Annotated in this window: 10 protein-coding genes; 3 read left to right on the forward strand and 7 right to left on the reverse strand. The window is 31.8% G+C overall.

The genetic code is table 11. From position 1 onward, the window contains the following. Nucleotides 1-234: 234 nt before the first annotated feature. A complete protein-coding gene (locus tag Q0997_RS14165) occupies nucleotides 235-2,277 on the forward strand; it encodes a PKD domain-containing protein (protein WP_299889969.1) in 2,043 nt (680 codons plus the stop codon). A gap of 73 nt (nucleotides 2,278-2,350) precedes the next feature. Here Q0997_RS14165 and Q0997_RS14170 read toward each other — a convergent pair whose 3' ends face one another. The 7 genes from Q0997_RS14170 to folE form a co-directional block, all read right to left on the reverse strand. Further along, complete coding sequence (locus Q0997_RS14170; protein ID WP_299889971.1) at nucleotides 2,351-3,925, reverse strand: hypothetical protein; 1,575 nt, start codon at nucleotides 3,923-3,925, stop codon at nucleotides 2,351-2,353. Between the two features lie 90 nt (nucleotides 3,926-4,015). Further along, nucleotides 4,016-4,882, reverse strand: coding sequence for an alpha/beta fold hydrolase (locus Q0997_RS14175; protein ID WP_299889973.1), 867 nt, complete (start codon nucleotides 4,880-4,882; stop codon nucleotides 4,016-4,018). Further along, on the reverse strand, nucleotides 4,882-5,385 hold the full coding sequence (locus tag Q0997_RS14180) for a DUF192 domain-containing protein (RefSeq protein ID WP_299889975.1): 504 nt from the start codon (nucleotides 5,383-5,385) through the stop codon (nucleotides 4,882-4,884). The genes Q0997_RS14175 and Q0997_RS14180 overlap by 1 nt, the downstream gene beginning before the upstream one ends. Beyond that, the gene (lgt, locus tag Q0997_RS14185) at nucleotides 5,385-6,311 is read right to left on the reverse strand and encodes a prolipoprotein diacylglyceryl transferase (protein WP_299889977.1); all 927 of its coding nucleotides are present in this window, start codon (nucleotides 6,309-6,311) and stop codon (nucleotides 5,385-5,387) included. The genes Q0997_RS14180 and lgt overlap by 1 nt, the downstream gene beginning before the upstream one ends. A 187-nt stretch (nucleotides 6,312-6,498) precedes the next feature. Then, complete coding sequence (gene yidD, locus Q0997_RS14190) at nucleotides 6,499-6,735, reverse strand: membrane protein insertion efficiency factor YidD (RefSeq protein WP_299889978.1); 237 nt, start codon at nucleotides 6,733-6,735, stop codon at nucleotides 6,499-6,501. A gap of 46 nt (nucleotides 6,736-6,781) precedes the next feature. Beyond that, nucleotides 6,782-8,266 (reverse strand): cysteine--tRNA ligase, encoded by a 1,485-nt coding sequence (gene cysS / locus Q0997_RS14195; RefSeq protein ID WP_299889980.1) that lies wholly within the window; start codon nucleotides 8,264-8,266, stop codon nucleotides 6,782-6,784. Nucleotides 8,267-8,323: 57 nt separating this feature from the next. Next, nucleotides 8,324-9,001, reverse strand: coding sequence for a GTP cyclohydrolase I FolE (folE, locus tag Q0997_RS14200; protein ID WP_299889982.1), 678 nt, complete (start codon nucleotides 8,999-9,001; stop codon nucleotides 8,324-8,326). A gap of 161 nt (nucleotides 9,002-9,162) precedes the next feature. On the opposite strand from folE, the gene Q0997_RS14205 reads away from it, so the two are divergent. Beyond that, nucleotides 9,163-9,633: a hypothetical protein gene (locus Q0997_RS14205; RefSeq protein WP_299889983.1), complete on the forward strand. Its 471-nt coding sequence runs from the start codon at nucleotides 9,163-9,165 to the stop codon at nucleotides 9,631-9,633. Nucleotides 9,634-9,644: 11 nt separating this feature from the next. Beyond that, the coding region (locus Q0997_RS14210; RefSeq protein ID WP_299889985.1) for a PKD domain-containing protein at nucleotides 9,645-12,605 on the forward strand (2,961 nt) is incomplete at its 3' end.

Consider the following 12,605-nt stretch of genomic DNA (forward strand, 5'->3'; position numbering starts at 1 on the left):
ATTCACTTAATTATTTTTATTTCTGAATATTATTTTAAATGATGTGATGTAATTCCTGATAAATTTTAGTTAAAAAAAGTATATGGCGTAGCATAAGAAATAGAAGCGTGTACTTATCTAGAAAATAATACATCTAATTTTACGCAACCTTTTATCAGTTTTGGTATCTATTGAATAGACTTCAATTTGTTGAAAATTAATAAAAATCTTAACTAACCAATAATAAAACTAACTATGAAAAAAACGCTACTAATAATTTTTACAATATTTTCATTACATACAAATGCACAAGACCTACTTATGCAAAATGGAACTGTCAATATGAGTTCAGGAACATTTTTAGATTCAGGAGGAAGTGCATCTAACTATTCAAATAATGAAGACTATGTTTTAACAATATGTCCAGATCAAGCAGGAGATAAAATTCAACTAACCTTCACAGAGTTTTCAACAGAGGCAGTTTTTGATATACTGTCTATATACAATGGTGTTAATACATCTAGTCCAATCTTAGGAACTTATAGCGGTGGAGGAGCTGCTAATTTACCAAGTGTTATGGTGGCAAGTATTAATAATAACTCTGGATGTTTAACTATTCGTTTTGTCTCAAATGGAGTAGCTAACACAATGGGTTGGTCTGCAAATATTTCTAATTTTACGCCTTGCCAAGACATTATTTCTCAGTTAGACTCTTCTACGCCTGTTGCAAATACAGAAGGTAATATTCAAGTATGTACAGGAGATAGTATAACTTTAAATGGTAGTGGTGTTTTTGAAATTGATGGAGCAGGAGCTACTTACGAATGGGATTTAGGTAATGGTACTACTCAAGCCGGTCAAACAGTAACATTTTCGTATGATACGCCAGGTTTTTATATTGTTAATCTAAATATTAGGGATACCAATACGGATTCAAATCCGTTAGGATGTTCAAACACAAATTCAATAAATCAAGTAATTAATGTATCTGGTGAACCCGATTTTACAGGAACTCAAGCTACAGATGATACATTGTGTTTTGGAGAGACAACTTCAATTGAAGGTATTGTTAATTCAGTTCCAGTGGTATACAATTGTCCTCCTCCAATTAGTGAAGAGACATTTTTGCCAGACGGAAGTGGAATAGCATATAGTACATGCGTAACAGTTAGTTGTTTTGCGCCAGATGCAGTATTGACAAGTCCATCTCAAATTCTTGATATTTGTTTAAATATGGAACATTCTTATTCTGGAGATTTAGATATAAAAATTATTTCTCCTAGTGGTCAGGAAGCTATTCTATTTGCTCAAGCTAGTGGTGGTGTTTACTTTGGAGGTGCTGATAATAATGATAATCCAGTACCAGGAATAGGCGCAGATTATTGTTTTTCTATGTCTGCTACTACTTTATTAGAAAACGCGGGAACAATTATTGCTGGGTGTTGTCCTCCTGCTGATTCATGGACTCCAGGAACTTATCTTCCAGTAGAGTCATTTAATGCATTAGTAGGAAGTCCTCTTAATGGAGATTGGTGTATTGAAATTTTAGATAACATTTTTGCAGATAATGGTTATATCTTTTCTTGGGAATTAAATTTTGACCCAAGCGTTCCTATGCAAGACTTTTCTTTTACACCAACAATTGTATCAGAATCTTGGGATAGCGACTCAACAATTACTGGAGTTAATGGAAATGAAATCACTGTAGCTCCTATGGCATCTGGTTTGTTTTGTTATACCTATAGAGTTGTAGATAGTTTTGGTTGTGAATATACAGAAGAGGTTTGTATAAATGTAGCAGATCAAAATGAGTCTCCTGTTACATATTATAGAGATAATGATAATGATGGTTATGGAGATTCTAATGTTTTTGTAAATGAGTGTTCTAGTGTGTCTCCAATTGGATTTGTAGCTAATGACTTAGATTGTGATGATACTAATAATTTAATTAATCCAGATGCTGTTGATGCTCTTGGTAATGGTATTGATGAAAATTGTGATGGTGTAGATGGAAATATACTTGGAGTGGAAGAAGTTGCAATTAATGATTTAAAGATTTCTCCAAATCCATTTAAAAATAATATTACAATTAATTTACCATTTAATATGATTACTGCTAGTTTAAATCTTTCTATTTACGATTTAAATGGACGATTAGTTTATGATGAAAATGTTTCAGGTCTTGATGGAGTTATTACAGTTAATAATCTAGATGAATTAGAAAATGCAACATATTTTCTCAAAATATCTAATAACCTAGAAGGCGTTTTGTTTATTAAAAAGTTAATCAAAATTTAAAATATTTTTTTTAAAATAATAAAAGCCTTTCAGTATGATGTTGAAAGGCTTTTTGTTTAAATTTTGTTTGTTATTATTTTTGAGGCTTAAATCTATTAACAAAAGACGTAAGGTTAGTAGCATATCCAACCATGAGTTGAGGATATATGTTATAGCTTTGTGTGTGATAAAAACCGCCTATTCTTGCAAAAATACCACCCTTTTTCCCTTTGGTAGGGTTTGTTAACCAATAAAAATCGGCTTTAACATTTACAACGTTATATTTAAAACCAAAATGATTAAAACCTTTATCTGTCATTAAGCTTTCTATGTTTGTTCCGCTTATTTCATTACCATTATTATAGGTTAAGTTTTCTAAACTAGCACTTATATCTGCGCCAAAATTTGTTTGTGGTCTTATTTCTACATTAATAACCGGGCCATGGCTCAATGAGAAAAGTTGAGCAGTTTCCACACTGTCTTCTTGACCAGTTACTGTTGTCGTTTGTTTAAAGGCTGTTCTATGAAAAGTAGCATTGTACCCTAAAGAAATATAAGAAAAATAACCTTTTGCTTCATGAGAGATTAAATCTAAATTTAACTTTCCGTTTAAGTTGCTTTTCTTTAGTAAATCAAAATTACTAAAAGTACTTCCGTCCTTACTTTCAATAATTCTAGTGTTGTCAGATGAGCCGTTATAAAGTGCAATGTTTACTTCTGTAAGCATTTGTCTAATAAAACTCCATTTTCCTATGTTTCTTTGATTTATTGGAATAAGTAGTTTTGCTTGGGCATTAATTAAACTATTACTATTATTTTGATCCAATGCCAATGCATCAGTAAATAACACAGCAGTAAAGAAATCGAAAAAACTTCTTTGTCTAACACTTCTAACTAAAGTGTCTTTTTTAAAATGTAATTCGCTGTTTGCTATAGAGTAATTAAAATGCTGATTTGCACCATAATCAAAAACATCGTTATAGTCAATCTCAAAACATTTTTTTCTATCATTATTAATAGAAAAGGAATTAGTACTACCATAGTTATTAAAATATCGAACAGGTACACTAAAGTCGTTATTTACTATAACTATTTTTTTTGTACTATCATTATCTATTTTTCCTTCTAAAACAATAGTAGAGGCTTTATTATTAAAAAAACTTATATAGGCTTTATTAATATTTAAAACAGGTTCAGAGTCTCCTAGAATTTTTTGTTTTTGATCTCCACACTCATCAGAGTCTGTAGTTTTTATCTTTACAATATTATTAAGGGTTATTGTGCCAGAATATTCAATAGGTTCGCCATCTATTGTCTCTGTGGTTTTTTGTAATACACTTTTTAGAGCTTCTCGTTTTTTTGATATTTTAGTTCTGGTGCCTTCAATAGCTGTAGTTTCTGGAACTGCAAAAGTGGCTGCAGAATCTAAGCTTAGAACTAATTGCTTAAATATATTAAAGAATACAGTGCTGTCTACTGCATTAATAATATTTCCACTTTCAGTAGAATTTGTACCATCTATAATTTTTAGTACAAAAGAACTGGGTTCATACTTTGCCTGTACTTCATATATGTTATTTTGAATAACAACATTGTCAACAGTTTGGTAGTCTTGACCATACAATGTTATGCTGATAAAGAGAATAAAAAGACTTGAGATTTTTTTCATAATAGACGTGTTTTAACTCATTAAAAAAAGAATAAGATTATTAGCTATTACTAAGTTAGTATATTAATCTAAATATCTAAACACCTAATGTTAGGTATTTTTACTATCTAAATGGATATTAATCCAATCATGAGTTAATTGCCATAGTGAAGATTCAAAACGTTCTCTAAAAAATCCAAAATGCCCAATATTAGGACTATCTATTTCTTCTGGTAATATATGGCGTCTGTCTACTTTTGCATTTTTAAAAATATTAGCTAACCAATCTACAGTTCGTTTAGGTGCAAATTCATCTTTTGGGAAGCTTAAAATTAACATAGAGCAATTAATTTTATCTAAAACTAAGTCTTCTTTTTTTGCATAATGTAGGAAGTAATTTTTTTTGTTTCCCCATTGCCTCCATTGATAAGTAACTTGTTTAGGTAAATTCTCAAAAAGCTTTAGTTTTTTAGCGGGGAAATAACCAAAAAATGGAATAGTAGCAGGAATGATTAAATTCCAGAACAAATACATTTTTAATTTGTTAAAACCATTAAACATATTCCAGTAACCAGATTGAGAAGCTACAGTAATAATGCTATCTACTAATTCGATATTATGATTAAAAGCAATAAGTTGTCCACCAATACTATGTGTAATTAAAATAATTTTGTGTTTAGGGTTTTGCTTATTTACATACTGTAAAACATGAGCCTGATTATTTGCCCAATCGTATAAATTAGACGTGTTATTTTTTATAGTCTTCGAATGTGATAAGCCAATTCCAGAATAGTCAAATGTATATACAGTAAAGCCTAAAGAGCAAAAATAAGTGGCAAATTTAGAATAGTAGTTTTGTAAAACACCAGTGGCAGATGAAATGACAATGCTTCTTGAGTTTGATTTTTTTGGAATAAAAAGAGTTGAAAAAATAGAATGTTCATTGTGAGATTCTATTTCAACAACTAACGGTGTCATTATTTTACAATTTTATATTCAAAATACTCCATACGATCTCCAACCTCAAGTAGCCATTTTTCTGCTAAACCAGCATTAACTTCTAGTACAAATTGAGCTAAAGCATTAGATGGTAAAGATGATTCATCTAAAGGCTGTGCATTTTCTTGAAAACTAACAACAGTTTTATTGTGATCTAAAAAGATTAAATCTAAAGGAATACGTGTGTTTTTCATATAGAAATTACGTTCGCGAATGTCATCGAAAACAAACAACATACCTTGGTTTTCTTTCATAGAGTCTCTATACATCAAGCCAGTTTCAATCTCAAAACTTGTTTTGGCAACTTCTATATTTAGTTTAGCTATAATAGAATCACTTGTGCTTTTGTAGAGTGTTAATTCTCCTTCTTTAATAAAAGAGACTTCAGCTTGTTTTATTGTTTTTGGTTCATTTTTACATGCTGTGAAACAAATTGCACATATAAATAGTGCTGCAAAAAAAATAGAATTATAAAATTTCATTATTTAGTAGATGTTTTTTGTTTGTAAATAAACATAAAATAAATTCCAATAATAATAAAAGGAATGCTTAGCCATTGGCCAGTATTTAAAAGCCAATCTGCTCTTTCAATATTTTGGGCTTCCTTTACAAATTCCACAAAGAATCTAACAGTCCATAGTAGTACTAAAAACAAACCAAACAAAAAACCTGGTTGATTTCCTTTATCAGTTTTTAAATAAAAATAAAGGAGAATAAGAAAAACAAAAATATAAGAAAATGATTCATATAATTGTGCAGGATGTCTATACGGTACAGCTTCTAAGAGGTTTTGGAATTGAGGGTTATTGGTTACTGCTTGATATGCTTCTTTGTAGTCTTTTATACCTGTTAAACGAGTAATAGTATTTTTACTATATTCTTCTTGAATAAAGCGAACACCAAAAGAAGAATCTGTAACTTTTCCTATAATTTCTGAATTAATAAAATTACCAAATCTAATAAAAACGGCACCTGAAGCAACAGTAATAACAACACGATCTAAAATCCACATTAAAGATTTGTATTTGTATTTTTTACGGTATAAATAGAGTGCTATAATAATACCTATAGCAGCACCATGGCTAGCTAAACCTTGAAATCCAGTAAATTCAAAGCCTCCTTTAAATTTAAAAGGAAGAAAGATGCTAAAAAAGTCTTGAGTAATTAATTCAGATTGATAAAAAAGCACATGACCTAAACGGGCACCTAACATAGTTGCTAAAACTGTATATATAAAAAGAGGATCTAGATATTCTACGTCTACTTTTTCTCTTTTAAAAATACGTTTCATGATATTCCAGCCTATAACAAAAGCTATAACCCACATTAAACTGTAAAAATGAATTTTGAAATTTCCAACGATATCAAATCCTGTTATCGGATTCCAATCGAACTGTAGTAAATACATAGATTTTTTTTTATGATTGTAAATATAATATTTATACTGAATTTAATTCAGTTTATAACAAATCATTAATACAATTATTCTTCTTTATAAGGAACAGGATCGTGACCTTTTCCTTCCCAAAGCGTCAGAACGTTAAAAAAAAATGTGCGGTGTACATTTTTAGTGAATGAGCGAGCTGGTGTGTTGGCTAGTTGTCATCCTTGTCAGGAACAGGATCGTAACCTTTTCCTCCCCAAGGATGACAACTAAAAATCCTTTTTACAGCTAATTTTCCGCCTTTAAGTAGTCCGTGTTTTTGTAAAGCTTCTTTAGTATAATGAGAGCAAGTTGGTTGGTAACGACAAGTTGCGGGCGTAAATGGAGATATTAAAGTTTGATATACTTTAATAATAAATAAAAACGGTGCAATTAAAATATGCTTCACTTTATTTTATTATAGCATCAACATATAAGTTAATGTTTATTATGCATTAATTGGTTGAAAAAGTTGTGCCGTCTCTTCCATCATTAAGTTGAATACCAACAGCTGCTAATTCATCACGTATTTTATCAGACAATGCGAAATCTTTATTTACTCTTGCTTCTTTTCTTAATGCAATAAGTAATTCAACAGCTCCAGTTAATTTATCAGTTCCAGATGCATTATCTTCAGAAGTCTTTTTTAGTCCCAAGATATCAAATACAAAAGTAGAGATGGTTTCTTTTAATAACTTTAAATCATCAGCAGTAATTGTTGCTCTTGTTTCTTTGATTGCATTAATATGGGTTACAACTTCAAATAAATTTGCTATTAAAATAGGAGTGTTAAAATCGTCATTCATTGCATTATAGCAATTCTGTTTCCATTTTTTTATATCAAAAGAACTGTTATTAGAAGTTTTTAAACTTTCTAAATCATCAACAGCATTCATTAAACGGTTAAAACCCTTTTCGCTTGCTAGTAGACCAGCATCAGTTAAATCTAAAACACTTCGGTAGGCAGATTGCATCATGAAGAATCTAATAACACTTGGGCTGTATCCTTTAGACATGATGTCGTTTTTACCAGAAAGTAACTCAGCAGGATTAATAATATTACCTGTAGACTTACTCATTCTTGCGCCATTAAGTTCTAACATATTGGCATGCATCCAATAATTTACAGGAGCTTGACCTTTTGCAGCTTGATTTTGCGCTATTTCACACTCGTGATGTGGGAATTTTAAATCCATTCCTCCACCATGAATATCAAATTGCTCTCCTAAATATTTAGTACTCATAGCTGTACATTCTAAATGCCAGCCAGGGAATCCATCACTCCAAGGAGAAGGCCAGCGCATAATATGAGTTGGTTCTGCTTTTTTCCATAGTGCAAAATCTTGAGGGTTTCTTTTGTCACTCTGCCCATCTAATGCACGTGTATTGTGAATTAAATCTTCTAGCTTACGCTTACTTAATATACCATAGTCGTTGGTCTCATTGTATTTATGTACATCAAAATAAACTGAACCATTTACCTCGTAAGCAAACCCGTTGTCAATAATTTTACTTATTAATTCTATTTGCTCAATAATATGACCTGTTGCTGTTGGCTCAATACTTGGTGGTAAAAAATTGAACTTGTCTAAAACATTATGGAAATCAACAGTATAACGCTGTACAATTTCCATTGGCTCAATCTCTTCTAATCTTGCTTTTTTAGTAATCTTATCTTCACCAACATCTGCATCATTCTCTAAATGACCAGCATCTGTAATATTTCGTACATATCTAACTTTATAACCTAAATGTTTAAGGTAGCGAAAAACCATGTCGAAAGACATAAATGTCCTTACATTACCTAAATGCACATTACTGTATACTGTTGGTCCACAAACATACATGCCAATATAACCACTGTTTATAGGTTTAAAGGTTTCTTTTTTTCCGGTTAAAGAATTATATATGTTTATATGCTGATTTTGATAAAGCTGCATTGCGATTGTTTGTAAAGATTAAAAATGATTGATTATTAAAAGATGAAAGCTAAATTGTTAAAATTTAGTGTCTAGTTTTATGTAATCTAAAAACTCACGTTTAGTTTCTTTGTTTTTAAATTGCCCGCCAAATTCAGAAGTAACAGTACTACTTTCAATATCACGTATTCCTCTAGAATTGACGCATAAATGTTTAGCGTCTATAACGCAGGCAACATCTTCAGTATTTAATACTTCTTGAAGTTCTTTAACAACTTGAATGGTTAAGCGTTCTTGTACTTGTGGGCGCTTTGCAAAATAATCTACAATACGATTCATTTTAGATAAACCTACTACTGTTCCATTAGAAATATAAGCGATATGAGCTTTCCCTACAATAGGCAGTAAATGGTGCTCACATGTAGAATATACAGTGATGTTTTTTTCAACTAACATTTCACCATATTTGTACTTATTATCAAAAGTTGAAGCACTTGGTTTTTTATTAGGGTCTAAGCCTCCAAAAATTTCATTAACGAACATTTTTGCTACACGTTTAGGTGTACCACTAAGACTATCATCAGTTAGGTCTAGACCTAAAGTTTCCATGATGTTTTTCACATCTTTTTTTATGCTTTCAATTTTTTCTTTGTCAGAAAGCTTAAAAGCGTCAGATTTCATAGGGGTTTCAGTAGATGTGCCTACATGGTTTTCACCTAAATCATCGTAATTTTTTGTGGAATTTTCAATTTTCATTTATTCAAAAAAAGCATTAGTCTGCAAAGATAAGTAATAAAAAAATTAGAGCGCTTAGGTAGGAGTTTTTTAATTTCAACTGTTTTATTAGTAAGTTAACTTATCGTTAACAAAAGTTAATTCTTTTTTTCTATTTTTAGAAACTTAAATCAACACGTAAAATGAAATTAAAATTACTCTACATGTTTGCTTTGGTATTTACATTTAGTATATATAATGTAACTGCACAGTCGCAAATAAAACAAATTCAAAAAACGGTAAAATATAAGGACAATGTAAATGCTCCTTTAACAGCTAAAGAGTTAGCAAACTTAAAAGAAGTGTATGCAGACAAATTAGAAGAATATGTTTTAAATAGACCAGAGTATCTAACATATATGAAGCATTTATTAAGAAATAGAATTGAAATTGTAAATAAAGCAGATTTAATTAAGCATAAAGACAAGTATGAGCTTTTAAGTGAAGTAGGCTTGTTTAATAATTACAATAGTAATTTAACTATGGATACAGGATATAATCCGGAAACTTTTAATGTCTTAAAATATAATGTAAGATACCATGGAAATGGAGCTAGTATATATAGGATTGATAATACCAATTATTTCATAATTATTAAATCACAACATCAATAAAAAATACAACAATGAAAAGGTTTACATTATTAATTTCATTTTTATTTATATCAACTGTTGCATTATCTCAAGATGTTTTGATGCAAAATGGCACTATTAATCAATGTTCTGGGACTTTTTTAGATTCTGGAGGAGCAGGGAATTATGGTAGTAATGAGAGTTTTACATTAACGATATGTCCAGATGTACCAGGTAATATGGTGCAATTAAATTTTACTCAGTTTAGTACACAGACTAATAGTGATGTTATGATGATTTATAACAGTACAATGGCAGATGCTGCAGTTATTCTAGGTACTTATTCTGGTGGCGGAGCTGCTAATAATCCTGGTTTCGTAACGGCTACACCTGTTGCTAATCCTTCAGGTTGTTTAACAATTGTGTTTACTTCAGATGCTTCTGCAACTACTACAGGTTGGGAAGCGGCTATATCATGTTCAGAACCATGTCAAGATATTACAGCTCAAATAGATTCAACAACACCTGCTATAAGTGCAGATGGTTCTATTAAAGTTTGTCAAGGTGATGATATTACTTTTAATGGTGGAGGAACATTTTCTGTGGATCCTACAGGGGCAACTTACGAATGGGATTTTGGAGACGGAACTACAGGTACTGGACAAACAGTTACTCATAATTATCCTAACGAAGGTGTGTATTTAGTTAATTTAACAATAACTGATGATAACACTTCTAATGCTCCCACTATGTGCTCTAGTACAAATTTTATAGACCAAATAGTACAAGTAGGAACAGATCCTAGTTTTCTCCTTCAAGCAGCTAATTCAACTTTATGTTTTGGAGAGTCGACAGATATTATTGGAGGTGTAATGCCTACTGAATTTATTTTTGATTGTACACCAGCCTCTGGTTCGCAAACGGCTTTACCAGATGGTAGTGGAGTGAGTTATGCTTCTAGTGCTATTGTAGAAAATTGCTATGCTGATACAGAGGTAATTGTATCAGGAAATCAAGTCGCTTCTGTTTGTCTCAATATAGAACACTCATATGCTGGTGATTTAGATATCTTTTTAACGAGTCCAAATGGAGTCCAAGTACAACTTTTTGCCCAAGCAGGTGGTGGTACTTATATGGGTGGAGCAGATAATAATGATAATGGCGTACCTGGTGTTGGTGCAGATTATTGTTTTTCAACTACAGGCGCAACAATATTAGCTAACGCACCAACAATTACTGCTGGTTCAAATCCGCCTAATGCTTCTTATACACCTGGTACTTATTTACCTATAGGTAATTTTGATGATTTCATAGGAAGTCCTATTAATGGTGATTGGATAATTACAATAACTGATAATATTTTTGCTGATGATGGAACTATATTTTTCTGGAGTATTGAATTTGATCCAGCTTTACAACCTCCATTGTTATCTTTTACTCCAGTAACAGTTACCGAAGGTTGGGATCCAGATCCAACAATTACGAATACAGTAGGGAATACAATAACAGTAGCACCGCCTGCTGCAGGTCAATATTGTTACACTTATAGAACAACAGATGATTTTGGTTGTGAATATACTGAGCAAGTATGTATTGACGTATTGCCAGAAATTATCACTGCTGCACCAGATAATTTGTTTTTATGTAATCCTGGTGCACCACCGTATATTTTTGACCTAACTCAGAATGATGCTGTAGTTACTGCTGCAGCTCCAAATCCTGGAGATTTAAATATCTCTTATTATGAGACTCAAATGGATGCGGATAATGAAACCAATCCTATACCAAATCCTAATGCCTATAGTTCTAGCGCAATTTTAGGAACACCGCAAACAATCTTTATTAGAGTAGAGTATTTAACGTCAGATTGTTATGAGACTGAATCTTTCACATTAAATATAACATCGCAACCTACAATTGATCCAGTAATGGATATGGAATTATGTGATGATGCTTCAAATGATGATACAGAACCTTTTGACTTAGAATCTCAATCTGCTACTATTTTAGGCGGTCAATCTGCTACAGATTATACCGTTACTTACCATTTAACTTTAGCTGAAGCAACTGCAGGAACTGGAGCATTAGTTAGTCTTTATAATAATATTGCTAATCCTCAACCTATATTTGTTCGTGTACAATTAAATAATGATGCATCTTGTTTTAATGTAACAACAGATCCTTTAGGAGAATTCGACCTTATAGTAAATGAAAGAGATGATTCTAGTTTTACAGCAACACCTACTTGTGGAGGAGGTACTATTGTAATAACAGGAGATGCAGGTGGTATGTTTGCTTTTAATCCTTTACCAGGAGATGGAGCGACTATAGATGCTAATACAGGTACTATTGCTAATGGATCATCAGGAGCTACTTACACAGTAGAGTATACTACTGCAGGTATATGCCCAAGCACAACTACTCAAGATGTTACAGTTATAACCACAGATGATTCTACATTTACAATGTTGCCAACATGTGATGGAGGGACTGTTGATACGGTAGTTACTCCTGGAGGAGCTTATACATTTAATCCTGCTCCAACAGACGCAGCTGTTATTGACCCTGCAACAGGTACAGTGACTGGTGGAACATCTGGAGCTACCTATACTGTTGAGTATACTACTACTGGAGCGTGTTCTGCAACAAGTTCTTTTAGTTTAACAGTTATTACAACTGATGATTCCACATTTACAATGATTCCTACATGTGATGGTGGAACAGTAGATTCAGTAGTTACACCAGGCGGAACTTATGTATTTAATCCATTACCTACAGATGCTGCAATAATAGACGCTACTACAGGAACAATAACCAATGGAACATCAGGAGCTTCTTATACTATAGATTATACTACTAATGGAACCTGCCCATCAACAAGTTCATTTACAGTAACAGTTAATATCACAAATGATGCGAGTTTTACAATGCTACCAGCATGTGATGGTGGAACAGTAGATTCAGTAGTTACACCAGGTGGTGTTTATGCCTTTAATCCATTACCAACAGATACC

Source organism: uncultured Lacinutrix sp., assembly GCF_947500325.1.
GTDB lineage: Bacteria > Bacteroidota > Bacteroidia > Flavobacteriales > Flavobacteriaceae > Lacinutrix.